This window comes from Calyptranema fuscum S582, assembly GCF_055793305.1.
In genome coordinates, this window is sequence record NZ_JBSLYH010000019.1 from 106,612 (window position 1) to 129,594 (window position 22,983).

General features: G+C 47.1%; 27 protein-coding genes and 1 pseudogene. 21 read left to right on the plus strand and 7 right to left on the minus strand.

The window, feature by feature from the left end; all coding sequences use genetic code 11:
• Positions 1-9 precede the first annotated feature (9 nt).
• The gene (locus tag ACR6Z4_RS14735) at positions 10-1,569 is read right to left on the minus strand and encodes an ATP-binding protein (protein ID WP_479718050.1); all 1,560 of its coding nucleotides are present in this window, start codon (positions 1,567-1,569) and stop codon (positions 10-12) included.
• 160 nt (positions 1,570-1,729) lie between these two features.
• On the opposite strand from ACR6Z4_RS14735, the gene ACR6Z4_RS14740 reads away from it, so the two are divergent.
• The 3 genes from ACR6Z4_RS14740 (at position 1,730) to ACR6Z4_RS14750 (ending at position 4,246) form a co-directional block, all read left to right on the plus strand.
• Complete coding sequence (locus tag ACR6Z4_RS14740; RefSeq protein WP_479718051.1) at positions 1,730-2,368, plus strand: primosomal protein; 639 nt, start codon at positions 1,730-1,732, stop codon at positions 2,366-2,368.
• A 208-nt stretch (positions 2,369-2,576) separates the two neighbouring features.
• Entirely contained in the window at positions 2,577-3,011 is a 435-nt protein-coding gene (locus tag ACR6Z4_RS14745) for a hypothetical protein (protein ID WP_479718052.1), read from the plus strand.
• A 176-nt stretch (positions 3,012-3,187) separates the two neighbouring features.
• Positions 3,188-4,246, plus strand: coding sequence for a PDDEXK nuclease domain-containing protein (locus tag ACR6Z4_RS14750; protein ID WP_479718053.1), 1,059 nt, complete (start codon positions 3,188-3,190; stop codon positions 4,244-4,246).
• Between the two features lie 60 nt (positions 4,247-4,306).
• On the opposite strand, the gene ACR6Z4_RS14755 is transcribed toward ACR6Z4_RS14750, so the two are convergent.
• The 5 genes from ACR6Z4_RS14755 to ACR6Z4_RS14775 are packed head-to-tail and all read right to left on the minus strand — an operon-like array spanning position 4,307 to position 8,032.
• Positions 4,307-4,843: a hypothetical protein gene (locus ACR6Z4_RS14755; RefSeq protein WP_479718054.1), complete on the minus strand. Its 537-nt coding sequence runs from the start codon at positions 4,841-4,843 to the stop codon at positions 4,307-4,309.
• A 31-nt stretch (positions 4,844-4,874) separates the two neighbouring features.
• Complete coding sequence (locus ACR6Z4_RS14760) at positions 4,875-5,663, minus strand: DUF6753 family protein (protein WP_479718055.1); 789 nt, start codon at positions 5,661-5,663, stop codon at positions 4,875-4,877.
• Positions 5,664-5,678: 15 nt separating this feature from the next.
• Positions 5,679-6,512 (minus strand): P-loop NTPase family protein, encoded by an 834-nt coding sequence (locus tag ACR6Z4_RS14765; RefSeq protein ID WP_479718056.1) that lies wholly within the window; start codon positions 6,510-6,512, stop codon positions 5,679-5,681.
• A 9-nt stretch (positions 6,513-6,521) separates the two neighbouring features.
• On the minus strand, positions 6,522-6,905 hold the full coding sequence (locus ACR6Z4_RS14770; RefSeq protein ID WP_479718057.1) for a hypothetical protein: 384 nt from the start codon (positions 6,903-6,905) through the stop codon (positions 6,522-6,524).
• Entirely contained in the window at positions 6,902-8,032 is a 1,131-nt protein-coding gene (locus ACR6Z4_RS14775) for a ParM/StbA family protein (RefSeq protein ID WP_479718058.1), read from the minus strand. Before ACR6Z4_RS14775 ends, ACR6Z4_RS14770 begins: the two co-directional genes overlap by 4 nt.
• Positions 8,033-8,536: 504 nt before the next feature.
• Here ACR6Z4_RS14775 and ACR6Z4_RS14780 point away from each other — a divergent pair.
• The 17 genes from ACR6Z4_RS14780 (at position 8,537) to ACR6Z4_RS14860 (ending at position 21,731) form a co-directional block, all read left to right on the plus strand.
• Positions 8,537-8,923, plus strand: coding sequence for a plasmid mobilization protein (locus ACR6Z4_RS14780; protein ID WP_479718059.1), 387 nt, complete (start codon positions 8,537-8,539; stop codon positions 8,921-8,923).
• Positions 8,920-9,858 (plus strand): relaxase/mobilization nuclease domain-containing protein, encoded by a 939-nt coding sequence (locus ACR6Z4_RS14785; protein ID WP_479718060.1) that lies wholly within the window; start codon positions 8,920-8,922, stop codon positions 9,856-9,858. Before ACR6Z4_RS14780 ends, ACR6Z4_RS14785 begins: the two co-directional genes overlap by 4 nt.
• A 55-nt stretch (positions 9,859-9,913) precedes the next feature.
• Positions 9,914-11,233, plus strand: coding sequence for a hypothetical protein (locus ACR6Z4_RS14790; RefSeq protein ID WP_479718061.1), 1,320 nt, complete (start codon positions 9,914-9,916; stop codon positions 11,231-11,233).
• A gap of 100 nt (positions 11,234-11,333) precedes the next feature.
• Positions 11,334-13,436, plus strand: a complete 2,103-nt coding sequence (recG, locus tag ACR6Z4_RS14795; RefSeq protein ID WP_479718062.1) for an ATP-dependent DNA helicase RecG — start codon at positions 11,334-11,336, stop codon at positions 13,434-13,436.
• 39 nt (positions 13,437-13,475) lie between these two features.
• Positions 13,476-13,721 (plus strand): hypothetical protein, encoded by a 246-nt coding sequence (locus ACR6Z4_RS14800; RefSeq protein WP_479718063.1) that lies wholly within the window; start codon positions 13,476-13,478, stop codon positions 13,719-13,721.
• Between the two features lie 99 nt (positions 13,722-13,820).
• Complete coding sequence (locus tag ACR6Z4_RS14805; RefSeq protein ID WP_479718064.1) at positions 13,821-14,261, plus strand: hypothetical protein; 441 nt, start codon at positions 13,821-13,823, stop codon at positions 14,259-14,261.
• A 66-nt stretch (positions 14,262-14,327) separates the two neighbouring features.
• Positions 14,328-15,503, plus strand: a complete 1,176-nt coding sequence (locus tag ACR6Z4_RS14810; protein ID WP_479718065.1) for a hypothetical protein — start codon at positions 14,328-14,330, stop codon at positions 15,501-15,503.
• A 120-nt stretch (positions 15,504-15,623) separates the two neighbouring features.
• Positions 15,624-15,908, plus strand: a complete 285-nt coding sequence (locus ACR6Z4_RS14815) for a hypothetical protein (protein ID WP_479718066.1) — start codon at positions 15,624-15,626, stop codon at positions 15,906-15,908.
• Positions 15,909-15,911: 3 nt separating this feature from the next.
• Positions 15,912-16,655 carry a hypothetical protein gene (locus ACR6Z4_RS14820; protein WP_479718067.1) on the plus strand — a complete coding sequence of 248 codons (744 nt, stop codon included), beginning with the start codon at positions 15,912-15,914 and terminating at the stop codon, positions 16,653-16,655.
• A 45-nt stretch (positions 16,656-16,700) separates the two neighbouring features.
• Entirely contained in the window at positions 16,701-16,877 is a 177-nt protein-coding gene (locus tag ACR6Z4_RS14825; protein ID WP_479718068.1) for a hypothetical protein, read from the plus strand.
• A 2-nt stretch (positions 16,878-16,879) separates the two neighbouring features.
• Positions 16,880-17,464: a siphovirus Gp157 family protein gene (locus ACR6Z4_RS14830; protein ID WP_479718069.1), complete on the plus strand. Its 585-nt coding sequence runs from the start codon at positions 16,880-16,882 to the stop codon at positions 17,462-17,464.
• Positions 17,465-17,567: 103 nt separating this feature from the next.
• On the plus strand, positions 17,568-18,212 hold the full coding sequence (locus ACR6Z4_RS14835; protein ID WP_479718070.1) for a hypothetical protein: 645 nt from the start codon (positions 17,568-17,570) through the stop codon (positions 18,210-18,212).
• 5 nt (positions 18,213-18,217) lie between these two features.
• On the plus strand, positions 18,218-18,655 hold the full coding sequence (locus tag ACR6Z4_RS14840) for a hypothetical protein (protein ID WP_479718071.1): 438 nt from the start codon (positions 18,218-18,220) through the stop codon (positions 18,653-18,655).
• A gap of 2 nt (positions 18,656-18,657) precedes the next feature.
• A complete protein-coding gene (locus tag ACR6Z4_RS14845) occupies positions 18,658-19,509 on the plus strand; it encodes a hypothetical protein (protein ID WP_479718072.1) in 852 nt (283 codons plus the stop codon).
• Positions 19,482-20,237 (plus strand): hypothetical protein, encoded by a 756-nt coding sequence (locus ACR6Z4_RS14850; RefSeq protein WP_479718073.1) that lies wholly within the window; start codon positions 19,482-19,484, stop codon positions 20,235-20,237. The genes ACR6Z4_RS14845 and ACR6Z4_RS14850 overlap by 28 nt, the downstream gene beginning before the upstream one ends.
• The gene (locus ACR6Z4_RS14855; RefSeq protein WP_479718074.1) at positions 20,221-20,910 is read left to right on the plus strand and encodes a Mov34/MPN/PAD-1 family protein; all 690 of its coding nucleotides are present in this window, start codon (positions 20,221-20,223) and stop codon (positions 20,908-20,910) included. The genes ACR6Z4_RS14850 and ACR6Z4_RS14855 overlap by 17 nt, the downstream gene beginning before the upstream one ends.
• Complete coding sequence (locus tag ACR6Z4_RS14860; protein ID WP_479718075.1) at positions 20,901-21,731, plus strand: ThiF family adenylyltransferase; 831 nt, start codon at positions 20,901-20,903, stop codon at positions 21,729-21,731. The genes ACR6Z4_RS14855 and ACR6Z4_RS14860 overlap by 10 nt, the downstream gene beginning before the upstream one ends.
• 37 nt (positions 21,732-21,768) lie before the next feature.
• Here ACR6Z4_RS14860 and ACR6Z4_RS14865 read toward each other — a convergent pair whose 3' ends face one another.
• Positions 21,769-22,488, minus strand: a complete 720-nt coding sequence (locus ACR6Z4_RS14865) for a response regulator (protein WP_479718076.1) — start codon at positions 22,486-22,488, stop codon at positions 21,769-21,771.
• Positions 22,489-22,772: 284 nt separating this feature from the next.
• On the opposite strand from ACR6Z4_RS14865, the pseudogene ACR6Z4_RS14870 reads away from it, so the two are divergent.
• Positions 22,773-22,983 (plus strand): annotated as a pseudogene (locus tag ACR6Z4_RS14870) (hypothetical protein); the annotation flags it as partial.

Genomic DNA, 22,983 nt, shown 5'->3' on the forward strand with positions numbered 1-22,983 from the left:
GTCCTTCTCCTACGCGAACAACTCTTGATGCACATAAGCAAATCTTGATCGATCGCCCCCACTCGCAGGTCTTGCATAGGTTGCCAAATTCCGAATTGCCTGCATCTGTTCTGACTCCCGTTCCATTGCTGGAGTAAACTGCTGTCGCTGCTCCAACAAATCCTCCAGTTCAATACGCCCTGGTTTGCCCTTGTAAAATGCCTCCTCTGCACAACGCCGCACCGCATTTCCAATCTCAGCAGGGGTACAGATTCGGTACTCCGTTAATAGCCTGCGCCACTGGTCGTCGTTCCAGGGAGATTGACCATTCTCTTGAAACGCTAAGAAGTACTTTGCCAGATGCAGATTGAACACCTCATATCTGGCTCCCTCGTGGGGCAAGTCCACGAAGAAGATGTCCTCGAATCGCCGTACCAATTCAGGTGGTAGCAGCCCCAAACGATTGACAGTCGCGATCGTGTAGATCGGTTCCTGGTGTTCCTGCATCCAGGTCAGTAGAGCTGCCGAAAGACGACGGGCTACCCCACCATCGGCATTTGAATCCCAGCCTGCAAAGCCCTTGTCAAAATCATCCCAGTAAAGCACACAAGGAGCCAGAGATGTGACTACGGCAATAAACTCCTTCAAAGCGCGATCAGGATTAGCACTGCTCAAAAGAACTCCCCAATTTGCAGCCAGCAAGGGTAATCCCATCTTTTTAGCCGCTAATTTGGCAGATAAGCTCTTGCCCGTACCGGGTGGTCCCCACAGCACCATACCCGTAGGTAATCTCAGCCCATATTGTTGAGCTTCGGGTCGCAACAGAGCGGCGATCGCCTCCAACCGTCGCTCTAGCAAATCCAATCCGGCAGCGGTGGGTACATCTGGTTCTGCAATGTACTCTAATCCCCGTCCCCGTAGCTTGTTAATCTTATGATCCAAAATCAGTTGAACCAGTTGCTCAGGGGTACTCGCAAACGTCAACAGTCTGCCCAGCACCATTTCAATTTCACCCACTGGCAACCCCTGACAAGCTGTGATCAGTTTTTGTTTAGCTTCTGGATCATCCTTACCCAGCCACGGATGCTGATTGCAGAACTGGGTAGCTATTGCTTGTACTTGCTGACGATCAGGCAGTGTATGAGACAGTACTGGAATAAATGGTTGCAGTTCTAGTGGCAATTGAACGTAAGTTTCTAGCAAAACCCAATATTGAGGCACTGAGTTCCATAGCGCCTGATGGTAGGCATTTAGGAGTTGGTAGCAACGTTGCTGACTCATCTCTGGAACCGTGCTATTCAAAACTCCTTCGAGAAGGTAAATACCAGGTTTTGGCTGCTCTAACAAGAATTGGAGGATGTCTTGCTCGATCGTTTGCGTTGTAGATTGCAGAATCGTTTGTCCTTGAAGTGCTGCCAACTGCTGAATTGTTGAGAAACCAGGGTTCCAGACATACACTGGCAGCTTTTGCACTTCACCCCATCGATAAAACTGGTTCAACACTGCCATCCGATCGGGAGTCTGATACTCTAACGCCACGATTGGAGCGTTCTGCTCAATCAGTTTTATCCAATCCTGCAACTGTCGCATGATCTGAAACTTTAAGGGTTTCCATTGGTTCTAACGAAACAAAAATACTCCTTGCCTCAGTCAACTGGACACTTTTACCTAACACTGTGATGGAGTGTTGGAGGGAAATGCCGCTAATGCGGCGAGGGGGTGAAATCCTCAAATTTGGGAGTTTATTAAGATGGCAACAACCACAAAACCTCGCACCCCTAATGGCACTCGCAACGGTGCTACCTCTAAAGCAGCTAAGCCCAACGGTGCTGCCTCAGCCACCAAAGCCAAAACGTCCGCCGCTGAGGGACCACCGGAAAGTCATGCAGCGACACTGCTGAAAGAGCTGCGGAATTTGGTGTTTAAAGAGTACGGTGTAAAGCTGCAACTCCGAGATGCTCGTGTCTCTACCAAGATTGGACACGCCACTCGCGAAAAACTTGGACTTGACATTGCCGCTCAAGTGAAAAAGAAGGGTGGTAACAAAAAGTTCGATTGGCAGCGATGGAATACAAAGGTATTCCCACGATTATTCGGACAACCAGATGCACTGAAGTACCCACCCGAAGTCGTAGCGGTTGTTATGAGCTTGCTATATGACACCATTCGTACTGACCCAGAGCAAGCCGTTGCAGATCTGGTGGAATTTAACCGGGCATCACTGGAACGTCGCAACTCGTTCCAAGCAGAGCAGGATGACGAACTGGATGATTTGGATGAAGAGCTTGACGATGATCTTGATGATGACCTTAGCGATGAACTGGACGACGAATTGGATGATGACCTGGATGAAGAGTTAGACGAGGATCTGGAGGAGGAGGACGAATAGTACCCATTCAGCCTTGCTCACTGCCTCATTGCTTACTCTGCATTAGTTGAACTGATGCAGAGTTCTTTTTTCCCACCCACCTCCCTGACCCGTTGAAGTGGAGAACAGCAACAACTGTAGAGAAAGTGAATCTCAAATTGAATGAGGAAGGCATCTGTCGATGCGATCGCGGTGAGAAATCCAACTCATCAATAAAGGAGCAATTCTCATGGTTACTGCAACTGCAACACGCAAATCTGCAAAACCCTCTGCACGCAAGGCACCGAAGCACACACCCGCTTTGCAACGGGTGATTCCCTATCAAGAGAAAGTTCGATTGATGGTGATTGAAGTGCTACGGGAGGAGTCTGGACGGGAACTGGCAGCATCCGCTCGTTTCAACGGACAGGAGTTCGATTGGGAACAGCACAATGCCCAGTTCCGCCAAGATTATGCCGAAACCTCGCTCCGCGATCTGCTGACCTACGCTCGCAAGCTCTACGGATTGCAAAATCTGGATGAAGTGCGCGATCGCCGTGCCGCTCACAAGGCAACTCGCACGGGGCGCTTGAATGCGCTAAACGGTTTGAGTACAAAGGATGACATGGATGCAGATGAGGAGTTTGAAGTTGACCTGGAAGAAGACATCAACCTGGATGACTAATTCTTGAGCAACTTCAAAAGCTGCCATTTAACCCTGGCGATAAGTCAGGGTTTTCTATTGCCACCCGCCCACCCACAATTGTCCAACACCTGTTGGACAATTGTGGAAACCCCTATCAGGAAAGGCTTTGTAAGCTGCTATAGTGAAAGCTGGCTTAATGCAAATGTATCGTCAATATGGGCAGCAACCTATCATCCAGCGATTATGACAGCTTTTTGCGAGAGTTAAAAGAGCAGATTCGCCTTGCTCAGATGAGGGCAGCTTCAGCGGTCAATCGAGAATTGGTTGTTCTGTACTGGCAAATTGGTAAGGCAATCTTGGCACGGCAACAGCAACAGGGTTGGGGAGCAAAAGTTATTGAGAAATTAGCAAAAGATCTCAAGAAAGAGTTTCCTGATATGACAGGATTCTCCCGTTCTAACCTGATGTATATGCGTGCCCTTGCTGAAGCGTATTCGGATGAAAAAATTGTCCAACAACTGGTTGGACAAATTCCTTGGGGACACAATGTTCGGATTTTAGAGTACGTCAAGGATATTGAAGAACGTCTATGGTACGTTCAACAAACGATTGAGCATGGTTGGAGCCGAAATGTTCTAGTTCATCAAATGGAAAGTGGATTATATAATCGCTTAGGTGGCGCAATTACTAACTTTGAACAAGTCTTGCCTCAACCCCAGTCTGACTTGGCTCATCAACTCCTCAAAGACCCCTATAACTTTTCATTTCTTAGCCTCAGTCGGGACGTTCAAGAACGCGAATTAGAAAAAGCTTTAGTTGATCATATCCGTGATTTCCTATTGGAGTTGGGTGTTGGTTTCTCATTTTTAGGTAGTCAATACCCTATTGAAGTTAGTAATAAAGAATACCGATTGGACTTGTTGTTTTATCATGTCCGTTTACATTGCTATGTAGTAATTGATTTAAAGATGGGAGAATTTGAGCCGGAATTTTCTGGAAAAATGGCTTTCTATGTAATGGCTGTAGATAACTTACTAAAGACTGAAATAGATAATCCAACGATTGGAATCATCCTTTGCAAAACAAAAGATAAAACAACGGTTGAGTATGCCTTACAACCGATGCAAAAACCAATTGGTGTTGCAACTTATCGGCTGAATGATAAGCTTCCGGAGCCATTACAAAGTAATTTACCCAGCATTGAGCAACTTGAAATAGAATTAAATACGCTTGCAGCGAAAGCAATTGAAACCTCTACGGAAACAGATGAGTGAGCTGTTTTAAGGTGTAATGGTTTTTCAGAAATACTTTTGTAAGTAGCAACATGCTTGATTTCAATTAGCAGGCACAGGTTCGCAACCAACACCGCCAAAGGTCGGAACGCTTGAGTTTGAAAGCTTTCCATTGATTAATTCATGAACTTGCTGATTTGAAAGTTGAGTAGGTTTCACCTCGATCGTAGTTTTTCCACCCCGGTTAACCTGGATAATCGTATCTGCCCAATAAAATTGTGCTTGTGAAGGCTGGGAGTACGCTGGGTAGCACCCTTTGGAGGCGATGGCGACCTTATGCTGCACAGCCGACACGGATGGTAGGGAAACTCCAGTTTGAACTAACTTTGCCTCCCCAACTGGACCCCAAAGTTGAAGCTGAGTCGTGATACAGCGTTTTCCATCTTCAAGTGGTGCAACAATGTTGCCGCATATCTTGATATCCACGTTGTATAGCGGTGAATACTCTGGAATTGAAGAACTTTGCGCTTGAGTGGCTTCATTTCCTGCTTCTGTTGTTGTGCGAGGAGAACAGCCAACGATAAGCAGACCTACCAATGCCCCGACTGTCCAGTATTGAGTAGCTTTACAAGATCTCATCGGTAAATCCCCTCAAATTTTGGATAGATACTCATTTTCCTTGAACGGGTGCAAACTCACGTTGATTGGGAGGCTGAACCCATAACGTGCAGAATCCAGCAGTTGCTTTTCGACCAGGCTGCATTTCTAGGGTGACACCCAATCGTTTAACCTCGTCGGCACAAGCAAGCCGACCATTGCGATCTCGGCTCAATAAGTCTTGGTTCCAACTCATTAAATTGCGGGAAAACTGTCCCTCAGCACTAGTTGCCCAATCTAATGCTTTGGCTTGTTCCAGCGTCAGTTGTCGCGGTCCGGTGGGATCGAGTGGGCGACTGGATTGATACCAGGAGATTCCAACCACACCTAGAAGTCCTCCCAGTCCAGCTGTAATTAGGAGCAATACCCCCGCCGCAATCAGTGAAGGAACTGAGTGAATTGCTCGCTCAAACTCAGTACGGCGAATCAGAGCAGAAACTGTTTGGGCGATCGCCTTTTGATGTCCCTTGACTGCTACCTTCTCATAGGTTTGGAGCCGGTCATACAACTGTGTCTGCCACTGATCAAACATCGTCTCCATCTCTTTGGGACTGTCTTCCAGTAGCACTTCTAGCCTGCCAGTCGCAACCAACATCAAAAAAGCTGGATCATCCGGGTCAATTCCCGTTTGCACTACAATCTCCCACACCCTGGCTTTAAAGGAATCATCCTTACCGCGAATTGCTAGATCGAGCAGGGTTGGGTAAGGAATTCGATTCAGTCCCTTGCCTCTAGCAGCCATCGATTCTAAAAATTGATCGTCTAGATCCAGAGGTTCTTCTACTGGTTGGGAATGGGTCATGAGCTTTCACCTCCCTTAGCTAGAACGTTTGCTATTGCGAGATTTAGAGCTACTTGTCGCTGGTTCAACTATTTTAGTATCAGCTTCTCCAGCCTCCGCCGATGTGCCATTGGCATCGATCGCAGTTGCTTTTGAAGGACTAACTTCTAATGGTGAAAGCTTCCAGATATTTGCCTGATCGATCGCTTGATAAGCACCCTTCAGAAACGTATGGAGTCGCTGCTTGCCCAAAACACCTAACTCACTGCTTTCTCTGCCTTCAGAGAAAGGAATTCGCTTGGCATCCAGGTGATCTCGCTCTCTGTAGCTGAATTTAGGAAAATCAAGCACTGGAACTTTTTGCTTTGCCAGAAGTTGTTGGAGTTCTTCTCTACTATCTAGATGAGACCAATCATCACATAGTCCCCAGTTACGAACAAAGACGTGTTGCACTCTGCCATTAAACCGTTTTAAGGATTGGATGAACAGCTGCACACTGTCATAACCGCCAGTGCAAATAAACCACTTGCAGATACTGACTCCATGCTGTGCCCCCATCTCCAGCACCCCATTGCGTTCAATCCAATCGGTAACAGCTGAAAAGACCTGAGCAGGAAGATTCACAATGACTGGAGTTTTGATCGCCAAGTCAAAGATGCGATCGGCATCGTAGGCTTTGCGTTCAGCTTCACTAAAGACAGCTCGCTCACATCCTTCAGGATAGACTTCCCCTACATCAGGATTACTGCGATCGGCTTCTACCAACACATGGGGAAGCTGGCGATCGATGCAATATTGCACCATCACCCGAGCAAATAAAGACTTACCGACACCGCCCTTTTCACCATCAATGAAATGAATGATTGCCATTGCGCTCTCCTATTGCCACATTGTTCGGGTTGCCCGTTCAGCGGACTTGTTACTGCCATTTTGGCGATCGCCATTGGTATATTCAATTGAAGATTCAGCAGCAGGAATCGGCAGTTGTAAACATTCCCGGATATAGTCTGCCTGACGTTCCAAAGCGCGACAGCAGCTCAATCCCAGTTGGCGTAGTTCTTCCTGGCTCAACAGACCTTCTGCCTGATGAGCAGCTACCATCCAAAAAGCTCTGGCGGACTCTAACATCAACTCTTTACCCTGCCTCACGCCATCACCTTTCTTTAGAAATGCTGTCAATACACCGTCTGGAGTGTCGGTGTATGGCGAATAGCGAAAGCTGAAATCTTCGCGTTTGCGGGAGGTTTGAGCGATCTCGTTCATGCGACCTCCGCCAACTGTTCAACAAAGTCGCAATACATTCCAAAAGCATCAATTAAACGGAAGGAAAGCGCTTCCGCATCTGAACGGTGCGAGCGATAATCCAGTCCTAACAGGTCTTGTAATCGTCGCTGAAGGTCAGTACCCCAATAAGTCGGGGTTTGATTGAAATAACTTTCCAATTCATCATGGAAGTAAAGAGCAGCCCCACCAGAAATAATCACCTCGGTGACATTTGGCAGCATAGTGTCAAGCCAATCTTGCAATCGTGACCAGTACTCCTCTTTGGCAGTCAAAATAGCAGTGACAATTTGTTCGCGTTCTAGTTTTTGTTCAGTAGGCGATCGCGTTTTTACCAGATGTTGAAGTTGTGGATTATCAGGGGTGATTTGATTGTCAATACTATAGATTGCGCTTGTTAATGAATCAGCACTTTGACCAGAGGTTCGGTTTAATACCTTATCTACCAGTTGATGAAAGCCCAAATCGGTGGTGTTACCGATCGCCAGCTTGCCCCGTTCAAACAGTAGCAGGCTGGTATTTCGGTGCCCAAACATTAGCACAGCCAGCGTCTGTTGCTGGAACCACTCCGCCCCGTTCTGCATCACCCGTGCCATTGCCAATCCACCCCCCTCTGGACGACACTCAAAGGCTTCTAACTTGACTTGGAGACGCTCACCCCGAAAGCTGTAATTCTTGAGATGTTGCTTCAGGAGTTGCTGAAGGCGCTGAGCATTTTGGTATTCGCCGTAAGGTAACAGGACAGAAATGGCGATAGAAAACTTTTGAGGCAAATTTACTTGTTGGTTGATCGCTCCTACGGCTGCCAGCACTTTATACAACGCCCGCTCGTATTTCACTTCATTCATCCGCACGGCTGCCAGAAACTGACGCGCTAAATAACCAACCACCTGACACTGTTGACTATCACTACATTGCAGCCAAACATCATCTTCAGGTCGGGTAATACCAAGGCTTCCTCTGGTTCTCAAGTGGGTATCAATTGAACTCAAGCTGAGTTCAATCACTTCAGGCTGCATAAGCAGCAATCGAGGTCTGCCATCCGCTAAGTGATAGATCACTTTACTGAGTGAGGAGCCTGGATCGAAAGTCAACGTGAGGTCAGACATCACGGGTTAATCAGTTAGGTTAGCGCTTCCTCAACTTAGCGAGCACTGAATGAATGCTCATCATCCATGTGGATAGAAAAGAGAAACCCGAATTTTCTCACACACAGGGGTTCACAAATGACCACAGTTTCCCTCAATGGTTCGTCTCCACCCTCATTTGACCACCCAATCAAGGCGCTGAACTCCTAATAAGCTGAACTTGTTGACACTCAATGCCCTCAAATGCCCACAGGTTTCTCGCAGCATTCCACCCATGGCCCACATTCTTACAGCAGACTACAGTACCCGCTCAAAATCCAGGATGCAGAGCAAGCCATGTTGTAATGTATATTCATCTACTGGGATAAAATAATGGTGTTATTGCAACACCCGTGAGTTTTGTTTTTCCATAGAAGGCTATTGCCCGATGCAGAAATCAAAAAGATAGCCGACTGGTCGATCACAAGTCAACGAAGGAACAGCAAAGCTAGAGAAGACTCCTCACCGTCTTCCTGATTGGCTGGAATGTCCTCCCAGAAACGTCCCATCAAGTTCCATATCTCCCTCAACGCTGAGGAGAAAGAGCAGGTACGCTGTATGGCGGCAGAGAACAACCTGACGATGGCAGAATTGTTTCGTGCCAAGACGTTGAAAAATCAGCTCCCCCGGCGCGTCACCCGAATCGCAGGTCTGACCTACTGGGAACTCACCAAAATCAGTGACAGCCTGAGCCAAATTGCTAAAGCGATACTTGCTAACGCAAAGGCTAGCGCCAACACCATTGCTCCACTTCAAGCAACTCCGATCGTGGTCGATCAGGAGTTATTGAATCAAACCAGAAGTCTCTTGAGCCAAATACGGCGAGAACTTACTGACCTGGAATTCATGACAGAGATTGAAGAGGAATCGTGATCGGCAAACAAATCAAAGGTCGGAGCTTTAGTAAATTGCTCAATTATCTGTTTGGCAAAGATGGAGCCAGCCTAATTGGCAGCAATATGGAGGAAACTACCCCGCATGGATTGGTAGCGGAGTTCCGATTTTGCCAGCAGTTAAACCCCAGGGTCAGTCGATCGGTCTACCATGCATCTCTAAGTTTGCCCCATACTGAGCATCTGGAAAATGACACTTGGCACGAAATTGCCCAGAAATATCTCCAGGCAATGGGCTTTGATATGAATCAGTATGTAGTTGTGCGGCATAGCGATCGTGACCATGATCATGCACACATTGTCGCCAGTCGGGTTCGGCTGGATGGAACAACCGTTTCCGATAGCTGGGATTATCGCCGGAGTGAAGCTGCTATTCGCCAGTTGGAACAGGACTATGGGTTGCGATCGCTCCACTCCAGCCAGGAACAAGACAGCCGTAGCCCCACAACTGGAGAACAGCGATTACTGGCTCGGACTGGCTCGGCAAGTATTCGAGTGCAGCTTCAGCGATCGCTTGATCAAGCCACTCAATCTCCTGTCACTATGCCTCAGCTAATTGGGCAGCTACAGCAAAACGGTATCAGTGTTCGGATTTGCGATCGTCAAACTGGTGGGGTAAAAGGCATCAGCTACGAATTAAATGGTATTGCTTTCAGTGGAACTCATCTGGGCAAAGCCTACACCTTCCAAGGCTTGCAGAGGTACAGGGGAGTGAACTATGACTCACATCGAGATGCGGAATTAATTAAAAAACTGGTAGAACAACCCGTTAATTCATCAACTACCACTGAAATCGATGCAGACTTGTTAATACAGGTATCGAATATAGAAGAGATCCAACGAGACGATAATGCAGCGAAACATCGCAAAAAATCCAAATTATCAAAACACCGACAACGAGAGTTAGAACTTTGATAGTCAGGGCAGCTAACGCCACTCAGAGAGTAACAACGCTCTTGGCTTAACTGCGATGAATGTCAATCTGCGACAAATGACGATTCAATTTCTCAGGCACATTGGCTTTGTGTCGGGTGCTAAAATCTGGTTACGAATTTCCTGGGATCTGCCTGTAGAAATCATTCCTGACAACTGGAACTGCTACTGGAAGAACAATCAACTGATCTACGGTCATTACATTTTTTGTGGCAGCATCACTCCTCAGGGCTTTTCCCTCTACTGCTGCACTCAGGGTGGGCGAGATCGCCTGGGTAATACCTGCTGGCAACTCACTCCCAAACGCTATACAGATGGGTGGGCACTTGCATTCAAGTTTTCCTATTTGGGTGCAACCGTCAGTTTCTACCCCAACCAACCTGATAAAGGCATTAGCAATAACCACATCAAACAATGTCAGTGCCTTTTCTATGAAATTGATGATTTACCTCTGGCTGGTCAACACGATGTACTGGAACGATTTAAGCATACAACTGGGTTGGAACCGGCAGCAGTTGTGTATACCGGGGGAAAATCTCTTCATGTCTATTTCAGATGCATCATCGGGCTATCTCCAGAACGCTGGATTTGCCTGAATCGAAAACTTGCGATCGCTCAAAATGCTGACCCAGCAATCTGCAATTTAGCGCGTTCTATGCGGCTTCCAGGTATGGTTCGCAGGGAAGTGAAAAATGGGGAGTTGAGCAGTGCTAGAGCAATCACCTTGGAGCATTATTCCACGTCCCAATACAGTTTCAAAAAGCTAAGTGCTGCTTTGGATGCCACTGGACTGTTTCCTTATGGACTATCGGATCAGCAGTGGCGGAAGTGGGTACAACTGGTTCATCTGGCGAAAATGAATGATTCTGTTGACCCACACTCCGCACTGACTCAACCGCCTGCTCTAAGATCCCGCTCAACTGTGCTGAAGCATCGGAGACTTGGAACAAGAGATAATCACTTATCTCTCAAACATCACCGCGCTAGCGGGATCTCAATTCCGCTAACCATCTGCCTGACAAAAAGCGATCGCGCCCTTCTAAAGTACGGTGAGCTAGAAGGCAATCGAAACAACGCAGGTTACAAGCTGGCTCGGAACCTATTGGGAACCGCTGATTTATTAACCCGACACCGAATCGTTTACCATCCTGCTCCCCATCAACTCTTTGAGCGATACTGCGATCGCTGTACACCCCCTTTAGATGATGCCGAAGCAGAAACCATCTGGCAGAGTGCTAGCAAAACCCCTGCTTTTGCTAGTCGCAGCCTTGACTCAATTCTCGTAAGTGTAAGTCAATGGCGATCGCGGAAACATAAAAAGCAGCGTACCCAGGCAAGAAAATTTAGTGTTCGGTAAAGCCTATTCCTCCAATGGCTCATCACTATTGGAGGAAATACTTACTTGAATTGCCCTGCTATCGCAGCCCTACCTCCAGACCTTCACCCTGTCTGGAATCATGACTCTGGAAAAATGTTCTCTACATCATGCTGGTATCAAGCTATCCTACATCAACAAGCTTCATGAATTAGGTATCTACACCATTCTGGATCTGCTTTACTATTTTCCGCGTGATCATATCATTTGTAAATGCGTAAAGCTTGCAGAAGCAAAAGTAGGAGAAACTGTTTCCATCATTGGCAAACTCAAGCAACATCGCATCTTCACTGCCAAGAATGGTAAACTCACTATTCAACAGTGGAGCATCACTAACAAATCAGGTTCCGCCAACATTACCTGTACACACTTCCATAATCATCCCTACTACCAATCAAAAAAATGGCGATCGCAGCAGTGTAATTTTTATCGAACAAACAGAATTGTCATGCTCTCCGGTAAAGTCAAGCTGGACAACTACACAGGTGGTAAAGCGATTGCTGCCTCAGAGGTTAAAGTCATTGATGTAGCTGAGATTGTCTCAGACGCAAAAAACAGCACCATTCAGCCAATCTACACCTTAACCAAGGGAATCACTGGAAATCTAATTCGGGAATGCCTTCAGCTTGCCCTTAAAAGTGTAACCTTGGCTGATCCTTTACCTAACGCATTACGGAAGCAGTACAAATTAGTGGGATTAAATCAGGCGATCGCTCATATCCACTTTCCTTCTAATCCAGCAAACCTAGAAGCTGCCCGTCGCCGACTGGTGTTCGATGAATTCTTCTATCTGCAACTGAGCTTGCTGCAACGGAGGCAGGCTCGTCGCCAAATTCAGCGGGACGCACTCCTCGCGCAAGGAATACTGTTGGAGCAGTTTTACAAAATTCTGCCTTTTCAGCTTACTCAAGCACAACAGCGAGTCACGAGCGAAATTCTGGATGACATGAGCCGAAATACGCCTATGAATCGTTTGATTCTGGGAGATGTGGGATCGGGTAAAACGGTGGTTGCGATCGCAGCAATTCTGGCAGCAATTCAGTCTGGTTATCAGGCAGCATTAATGGCACCCACAGAGGTTTTAGCAGAGCAACACTTCTGCAAAATTGCCCACTGGTTCAAACCGCTGAAATTGGCTGTGGCACTTCTTGCAGGTTCTACTTCAATGTCCAATCGCCAGGAGATACAACGCAATCTACAAACTGGCAAATTACCGCTATTAATTGGCACCCATGCGTTGATCCAGAATTCGGTTCAATTTCATCAATTGGGATTAGTTGTCATTGATGAACAACATCGATTTGGTGTGCAGCAACGGCTCAAGCTGCAACAGAAGGGCGATTATCCCCACCTACTGACCATGACAGCAACCCCCATCCCAAGAACGCTGGCTCTAACCTTACACGGAGACTTAGATGTAGGGTGGATCGATGAACTACCACCAGGTAGACCGGGGATTATCACTCAAGTCTTAACAGAGCAACAGCGATCTCAAGCACACAACCTGATTTGGGAACAGGTGATGCAAGGGCATCAAGCCTATATTGTGCTGCCGCTGGTAGATGACTCTGACACAGTGGATTTAAAGTCTGCCATCAGCGAACACCAATTCTTACAAGACAATGTGTTTCCAGAACTTCGAGTGGGTTTGCTACACGGGCGTATGAGCAGTACAGAAAAGGAGGCGGCGGTTGCCCGCTTCCGTAACTGCCAAACTCAAGTTTTGGTGTCTACGACTGTGATTGAGGTTGGAGTAGATATTTCCAATGCCACAGTCATGCTAATCGAGCACGCCGAGCGGTTTGGATTATCTCAACTTCATCAACTTCGAGGACGAGTCGGTCGCGGCAGAGCCAAGTCCTATTGCTTGCTCATCAACACCTCTAGGTCTGAAGAAACAAACAAACGACTAAAAGTGTTGGAGCAGTCCCAGAATGGCTTCCTCATTGCCGAAATGGATTTGCGCCTGCGAGGTCCGGGAGAAGTTTTGGGCACAACCCAGGCTGGGTTACCCAGTTTCAAACTGGCAAATTTAGTGAAAGATGCTGAGATTCTAGATCAGGCAAGGGAAGCTGCCCAAAAAATCATAGTTAGAGGCGCAAATCTCAAGTGTTGGAACAATCTAATGACAGAACTAGAAAGACGTAATAAGCACCTTTCGCGTCAAGATACTCCTCTTAATTAGCTATCGCTATTAATGAGCAAATAGTCTCTACCTAGCCTCATGCACACAATTCATACTGGACAAGCTGTTGTTGTCTTTACTTGCGGTGTCAGCATCCGAGGAATTGTTCACCAGATTCAACCTTCTCCTTGGGGCGAACCGTGTTACCAGATTCACAACCAATGGTACAGTCAGGACGTTTACCCCGATCCCAACATTAAACCGCGATCGCAATGGTTCCTTGGCAAGCTGTACACTGAGCCATCTGACCCGCCTATCCTGCTGATTAAGTACCCCTGCCATTGACTTAGGGAATGAATCTTGCTAAAACTTCAGTTTTTTATTCCCTAAGTTTACTTCAGAGCTACCGCTCCACTGCTTTCAGATGTTTAATCCCTAAGCGATATGGAGTACTATCTCAACTTCAACCTGGTCGGTGAATCGCACCGCTTTCATGTGAGTCTTCCCTGGAGCAACCTCCACACCGTAAACTTCAATGCCGTTGACGCGCATCTGAAGAGTGTAGTGCCAGAGGCGATATACGATCGCACTCGCAAGCTTAAACCCAGCGATCGCGCACCAGAACCTGAAAGTATCGACTTTCATAATTGGCTCCGGCAAGGGCAGACTAATCAGGACATCGCTATGAATCCCTATCAACAACAACTCGCTAAGTTGGTCGGTGGTCAGATCCACCAGGCGGGCTTAACTCAAGACGGCTACCCTTACCTGATCGTTAAACAACCAGATGCAGAAGCTTTCTTTTATGTCATCGCTCAGGCAAACCCAGAAGGTACGAATGTCGGGTTCCTACATATTACTGAGCGAACAGGAACCACCCTTTAGGAACTTCTAGCTCCCTTCTGCTGGCTCCTTCAGGCACTTGTCTGGAGGATTTTTTATCTCTATGCCATGATTCCTCAGCTACATCTCCTCAATTGGGGCATGGGAGTCGAGAGCACAGCAATCCTCGTGCGTTGGCTGCTGGAGCCTCAGTCTCGTCCCTTCAATGACTTCCACAATCTGATTGTGCTAACCGCGCAAACTGGCGATGAGATGAATGAAACCAAATACCTTTGTGAAACTCATCTCTTTCCAGTAATACGGGAACACCAGGTTCGATTGGTGCAGGTTGCAAAAGCCTCTGCCAGTAAACTGGATGGTTACATCATTCTCAGTGACACTCACCAGCCCTACGAGCTGCACACCGAAGGATACTTTCCCCTCAGCCGTGATTTACTCCAGTCTGGAACTGTACCTCGCTTGGGACGACCTCATATTTGCGCGCAACGCTGGAAGGGAGAGGTGCTTGATGCCTGGATCTCAGACCACATCACAGAAGCCTTTGGTCCCTATTTGGGTTACAACGCCGATGAAATCAAGCGGGCTGGTAAGGCTGACGGCTATACCTGCCAGGGACATCAGTTTCTCTATCCACTCATTGAATGGGGATGGACAAGAGACGACTGCACTGAATATCTCTACCACACGCTCGGAGTTCTCTGGAGAAAATCGGCTTGTAGCTACTGCCCATTTCAACAAAAGCAAGCTGCGATCGCCCGATACGATCGGGACCCAAAAGCCGCAGGATTCACGCTGCTGATGGAGATGAACGCTCTAGCATTTAATCCACGAATGCACTTATTCTCATCAGGCACTGCTTATGATCTGATAGCAAAAAGTGGTAATCAGGTTGCCTTTGATGAATTGGAGCAGCTATTACGTCAGTTACAGTGGGCAATCTATCACGTGCAACGCACTTACAAACAATTGATTGGGAAGAATGGCAAGCCCTACATCAATTCCGATCGCAACGTGGTTCTTGTTGATGAAGGCAAGAAAGCTCAGATGGAATCTAAGTTAGAAGTGATTTGCCAACGTCATCATGCCTTAATAGAAGACTTGCACGGCAAACGGTGCTACCTCCATCGGCGACAAGAAGGCATTTATCCAGCTTTCGAGGAGTTTTATGTTGTTGCTCCCAAGCTAGCGAAAAACAAATGCCGTAACCTGAAAGCCTTTGATCAGAATTGGAGAGAACTGACAGGACCCGCTAAACCTGTTCAGTTAACTCTCTTTGTTCCCTAACCCAAGCATAGACAAGATAGCTGCGATCTCGATAGAGCTTCCGCTCCAGCCAAGGTAGGTGGGCTGACAACCTTAAGCAGGTTTACATGCCCTCGCCTGTTCACCAACATGGAGCGGTCTATGTCTGAATCACTAAACGCAAATTCTCCAACTTTCGTGGTGGTTAAGGTCGATGAACCTTTACCGTGGTTAGAGCAGGAAACCTTCTATCCCATTTTGCCAACAGAAGAACCCCACACCTACGGTACGCTTCAGCGTGCAGTGGAACTGGTTGCCTCGTTGATTGAGGACTTTGGTTACACCACCCAAAATACTCGGATTTATCGCCTCGTGCCTGTTGCTGATGAAGACACGTTGCCACTCATTCAAAGCGCTCTGACGACTCTACAACAAGACAGTGAGTAGCTCATGTTTTTCTACTTCAGTGGACTTTCTGAGATTAATGATGCCCTCATGTTGAAACGGGCTGGCGTGAATCAAGTTTTGGTGAATCCAACAAAAATTCATCTGAGTCAGGGTTTTCTAAAGGTAGCTTTAGATTCTAATGCTTACTATCACTTTAGGTACGGCGGTACGCTTGACGTAATTCGATACATGGAAATTGCAGTGTCAGGAAACTATGCCTGGATCAGTGCTCCAGATGTGATTGGCGACCCGAAAGCAACGTATCAGAATTGGCTGACGGCTCGTCGATGGCTTAAGCAAAATTTTGAGTCTTTTCCGGTGAGAATGATTCCGGTATGGGGATGGGACACACCCAAGAAGTTTCTGAATCACTACCTGCAACATAGCCGGATCGTTGGCATTGGTGGCTTGGTGATGCTCATGCGTCAGGGCAAATCCAAAAACCCACAGGAACGAGCGATCGCTTACAAAATGCTGCGTCAATTGAAAACCCTCTGCCAGCAATATCCTCAACGGTTTCACATCTATGGGTGCAATTGGACGGTCGCCCTCAATCACCTTCGGAGCTTGGCTTACAGTACAGACAGTAGCCTTGCCTGGGATGGTGCCCGCTATGGATTGATTATTCATTCCCGTAACGGTAAACTAATTCGCACACCTGCCTGGGAATTAGAGTTTGAGGGAAACCGGGAAGCTCGGTGCATTGCGTGTGCTAGAAACATTCGACGGTTTATGGCACAGAGGTAGGGCGCTATCGCGCTGGTTCATGCAGTGTGATCAAGGCTACCCTCTATGCAAACTCTAATAACCAGTTCTACTAACGACTCAACGCCACTGACAATCACTCATCTTGATCTATCTCTTGAATCCGATCAATCCTCAGAAGAAGACATTAATCCAGGCACTCTGATGATTTTGGCAGACATCGAAGCAGAACGAGACTACTACGAATCTTGCGGGAGGTGGTAATCATGACCTTCCCTCTAGCTCAACAATCTTTAGCAGGACTTTCACAAGCAGCGGCGGAACTTTGGGATCTGCTGACTCACTCTCAAACAGCCGAGGAAGAAGCTGAACTTCTTGCAGCAATATGGGAAACTCAGGAAGCGCAAGAAGATGCGATCGATCTTCACGCTGAACTCGCATTTCAACTCGATGCTGAGATTGCAGGGGTCAAACAGCGCCTGGAACACCTGAAAGCCATCCATCAAGAGGCACTCGATCGCTTAGAACGATGGCGGCAGGCTCTTGATCAGAGTATTCTGGAGCAAAACATAGCGGGAGGGCTACCCGATGAGGTTGTCGGTCATTCACTCCGAATTACGATTCGTGAAAACCCTCCCAGTTGCGAGCTGCTAGTGGATGCCGAGGAATTGCCGGATGAGTTTCGCAAAAAGAAAACCACTTACTCGGCGGACAAGAAAGCGATCATCGCTGCCTGGAAGAAAGGAATTCCGGTTGATGGTACTCACATTGAACGCAGACGGCGCGTCATTTACTCACTGACCGCCACAGCGATTCAAGATTTCAAAAACTCACTGTTGGCAGAGCAGTAAACTTTATCGCTAGCCAGTAGCAAAAATGCGGTTTTGCTGCTGGCTAATTTTTAGCTTGACCTGGCTACCGCCATTTCCACTAGACCATAAACTTGGATCTGTTATGAAATGGTTAACACCAGAAGAGGCGATCACCGTCGCAAACTTAACAGCAACGACAACTAAATTGGATGCGATTGCCAAAAGCACCAATGGTAAAAAGACTGCTGAAGAACGGTTTCATAATCTTGGGTTGCTGTTTGATCGGCAACGGTACGAAGCAGGACAAGCCGACTTTTTGAAACTCTTGAATTCGGCAACTGACGAAGAAAAACAAACTGATGAAGAGGATTTAGAAGAATCTTCTGTTGATGAGGAATTCCCAAACTCTGTATCCCCTACTCAGGCAGAATCAGAACCCTATATTTTTGAGCAGTGTAAAGTTCAGGTTGTGATCACTCTGTTACCCAACGCAGGACAACCAGGAAGTAGACCTGTATTGTTAGCTGCCAGTAGTCATGGTGATTTTCCAATTGTGGCAATGCTGAACCAGGAAGAATTGGGTTCACTTCCATCAGCGATCACTCAACTGCTAGACGACCTGAAAGCCGATTTTCCTAACCGCCAAATTCGCCGTAACATCGCTCAAGCTCAAGCTACCAAAACCCTTCCTCAACGAACAATCCAGTCTCAAACCCAAACAAGCAAAGTTAGTTCTACTACCCCTAAACCGAGCAGCAATAGTCAAACTCAAATTTCATTGTTCTAATTGCCATGACCATCAGCACAACCAATAAACGACTTGTCGTCTATGAAGGACAACAACATTGGCTACCCGACGCGATCGCCCTTGACGATCAACTTCTGCGCGATGCCTTCACTCCTCTCTGTGCCGAACTAGCAAATGCAGAAATTGAACGCAAAGACGGAGAACCAATTCGTATTATCAGAAAACCGGGTCGAAAGGGTATTTCTCCCTTGGAATCTCTGATAGCTGCCCCTGAAGAGGTCAATCCAGCCATTCAAGTGTGTCATCAACTCCGACAACACCAGCTAATGAATGGAATTGACTGGGGAAATGCAGAACAATGGGCAGAGCAAATTGAAGAAGCGATCGCCGCTGGTACAACATTTACCCAAGCGGTCAATCATTCATTAAAAGCCCTAACTTCTTGTAAACCAACCTACAGTGGTATTCCTGAAGGATTTTAGCCATGAGTCTTGTCCCCAGCACTATAGCGGAAGCAATCTACAGCCTTCGCCAGTGCCAGTTAACAATCACTCCGCTTAAAGCTCTCGACTATCTGGAAGTCCAACTTAACACTTATCAACTGCTAGCACTCTACCAGCACTTTTTCCCATCTGAATGGGCAACTAGCCAAACTTCTCTTTATCTGCCTGTTAATAATGAAGGCAACTCTAAAACAGTTTCCTCAGAAAATTGCCATAGCCCAAGGGAATTGGAGTTCATCACCCTGGTCTATACTCATCTGTTCCCAATGTCATTCTGGGCGGTGGAAAGCGCTCACGAAGAACGCCTTCAGGCTATCCCCATCACTTCAATGGGGGTAGATTGGCAAATTGAGGAGGGAATTGAAAATTTGAGGATGGGATGGAAACTGCTGCTTCCGTTCAGTCAGGAAGGTCGCTATTGGTTAGATGATGTGGAACCAGAAGGTAGCGAATGGTTTGACAGTGAATTTGAAACTCATCATGTCTCTTACAAAGATATTCATCATCCCGATCGCATCGACAACAAACGGTTGAGGCGGCTTTGCTATGAACTCACTACACCCTTACAGTTTCTACCTCTGGCATTGAAACTCCTGGATCATGAAACTGAAAATCTCTGGCTTGATGAGTCTCCAGACGAGATGAACTACGGTCTGTACGCCTCCTCTCTACCCTGGTCCAAATCATCTATCAATCTCCTTCACCGGAAATGGAAACAAGCCAGCCGAATTTTGGATGCTGCTTACCTGTTAATTGAGTGGTTGGAAACTGATATGAAACCTCATGCACAACTTCTACTACAGCTATGGACACACGCATTGAAACGAACCTAGCAGCTTCACCCAACCCTATTCTCTCCAGTGAAATCATCAAAGCAGTTCTCGCCGACCCTCCCAGAAAATCTTCTGCCATTCAAGCCGAATTACTGTTTCTGGATGGCTATTACATCTTCCATAGACGGAATAAAAATGTGCCAGCCATTGACATTTACAAATGTGTTTCCCCAACGGCACTCCGGGCTGCTTTTAGTCACGAACCCATTGATACGGAATGGATGCAGCCTGGTATCGTTCGTTATGGCACTGGAAGTACAGGCACTTACCTGATCAAATTTATCCCTCTGGCTACCCATCTACTCAACTGTGACGAGGTTGGAACTCTCAAAATTCCGCTGCCTGCAATGGTCTTCATGGGAATTGAGACGAAATATTGGGTTTGGACGCTCAAAGACAAGATATTCGATCCCAAAGCATTTGCATTTCATACCCCACTACCCAATATCTACAACTCAGGACAGGTTTGTTGGGGTGTTAACGAACCTCCTGCTGCCAGTCCTCAAACCATTGATGTAGCCTGGAATCTTTTCATTTCCAGCCTCTTTACAAATCACTTGGCTACAGGGAAATCAAAATCTCATTCGGGTGATGTACGGCAACAGCTTCTGAAACTGCATCAGCAAGGCAAGCGTTCCACGTATTCAGCTTCTGACTTGATGCCTATCGGCAACAAAAAAAGTGTCGATGCGCTTGTGCAGGAAATTCTAGATGAACGAACTTACTAAACCACTGATCGGTTATGCAACTGCGGCTGATTCCCTCCTTGATTCAGGCAGCGCTCTCACCTACCTTCTGGCTGGTAATGGCGTTTTTGCCAGCGCCGCTCGTCCTGGCATCAAAGTTCTCATGCCTGTCCGTCTGAGCGATCAGCGGATCAAAGGGCTACCTCACCTGACTCCTCATCTCACCATCACACCCCGAATTCCCAAAGAACTTTTGCTAGAAGTGTGGCGATCGAGTTGTAATGCCTGCGCTGAATCCAATGCAGAAATATTATTTCATTTCCACAAACAAGATGCTGAATGGAAATTACAAACACCGGAGCAAACCCAAAACACAACCAGTTGTCAACCTACAGAATCAGGCAGCTACTCTTCTCATTATCACGCTGTCGTAGAGATCCATTCTCATGCAACCATGCCTGCATTCTTCTCCAGCACAGATAATGCAGACGAAACAGGCTTCCGAATCTATGGCGTATTGGGTCGGGTGAATACAACCAAACCAGAAATTCAAATGCGCGTCGGGCTGTTTCAGCATTGCTGGAATGTTCCGGCAAAAACCGTGTTTGATATTGATTCTGACTTCTTCATGGTCGATGTTTCAGTCCTGTCTGGATGTCAGTTTTACAGCACGGAATTGCCACCTGCAAATGTGTTGGAGAACTTATGGAACTAAATCTTGATCTGGCAAACGCTTCGCCTGTGCTCACGATTGACTACACCGCGATCGAACTTTGGTTAGTAGGATGCGGCGGAACAGGTTCTTGGCTGGCTCCATCCATTGTTCGTTTGGGTAGAGTTCTGTCCAGTAAAGGGAAAACAGTCAAACTCTACTTCGTTGACCCAGACCACGTTGAAGAAGCCAATGTATTACGCCAATGCTTCTGTGATGCAGAAATCGGGCTGAACAAAGCTAAAACATTGGCACTCCGCTATGCGATCGCTTGGAGAATGGAAGTAGGCGCGATCGCTCAATCCTTCGATCCAGCTTGGGTTACTCCTGGCTACAATACCCTTGCCGTGGTTGCTGGGTGTGTTGATAATGCTAAAGCTAGACACTCGATCGCCCAGGTATTGGAAAACAACAATCATCAATTCGCCCCTCACACCTGGTATCTGGACTGTGGCAATTCCCGCCGGAGTGGACAAGTTTTATTAGGGTCCCAACTTTCCACTAAACCCGACGATTATCAGTTCAACACGTTGGGATGCTTTCGGCTCCCTGCCCCAACCATTCAGCAACCCGACCTGTTGGTTCCACAGCCAGAAGAAATGGAGAGCAATACCCTTTCCTGTGAACAGCTTGCTCTGCTGAACAGCCAATCCCTCAGCATTAACCAGCGTGTCGCAACTGAAGCATTTGACTATCTACTGCAACTGACCACTGGCAAGCTACGACGGTTCGCCACCTATTTTGATTTAGAAAGTGGGAGTGGGCGATCGCTCTACACCACTCAAATCAGTGTCATGCAGTCAATCTCTCAGCCCTCTAGCTAGTCAGCCCTCATTGCATAGTTTCCGCTATGCAAATTTTTTACTCGATCAGCCCTGCTCGCATTGCCAGTACAGCAGCTTGAGTGCGATCGCTAGCACACAGTTTATTGAGGATGCTACGGATGTGAACTTTGACCGTGCCAAGACTCATATAAAGCTGCCCAGCGATCTGATTATTGGTGTAGCCCTGAACCATCAATTCCAGCACTTCCAACTCTTTTTTCGTTAGAGGATCAGATTCCAAGATAGTAGCTTGCTCCGAATCCAGCGCATTGATGGTTACTGTTTGAGGTTCATTAGTACTTGATGGGGGCGATGCAGATTGCCGAGCATGTTTGAGGACAATACGAGCGATCGCCGGATCAATCCAAGACTGCCCCTCATAGGTCATACGAATGGCTTCTAGTAGCAACTCGAACTTAGTGTTCTTGACACAATATGAATCAGCCCCCGCTGCAAATGCCGCTAATACCATTCGTTCTTGAATGTAGGATGTCAGCATAATGAACCGGGTTTGAACATCTGCCTCTGGAGGGACAGTATTCCGAAACCGCTGCACTACCTCTACCCCATCAATGTCTGGCAAACCGATGTCTACGATCGCCAAATCCGGTTTCGTCTTCTGAAGCAGCTTTAGCCCTGCAATCCCCGTTTCAGCATCCCCAACAACAGTAATATCCTGCTGTTCATTCAAAGCACTACGAATCCCTGTACGGGTAAGGCTATGATCCTCTACAATTGCAACTCGCATCGTTCCCACCCTTCATTATTTTGACTACTACTTAAGGCAGATAGACGCGAATCCCTAGATAGAATAAGTCTTTGGCGAAATGCAAAGTTTTAATAAATCCGTTAGACTGACTTCTTTACATCTCTGTTCCCTATCCAACAAGCTATTCCTTTTCCCAAATATAGTGTTTCCCTAGGATGAAGGCTAAAAAAGCTTGTACTACACAGGCTTAGAGCAAGTTACGAAGCACAGGGTCATCGCCAGTTTGCCGTAAGTCACATAGACAACCGACAAATAAAGCGTTGGATAAAAGTATGCTCTTAAAACCTTTAAACCTAACGATTAGGCTTGCTTCACCTGAAGCTAAGCGCATTCTACTGGTGAATGCCCTCCCTAATATCTTGCGCCCTATGCGCTCAATGCTGAGAAAGCGTGGGTACCAAGTGGACATTGCTCATAGTGGAATGGATGCACTTGTTCAACTGGAGCAGTATCCACCTGATTTATTACTGCTGGATACGGATA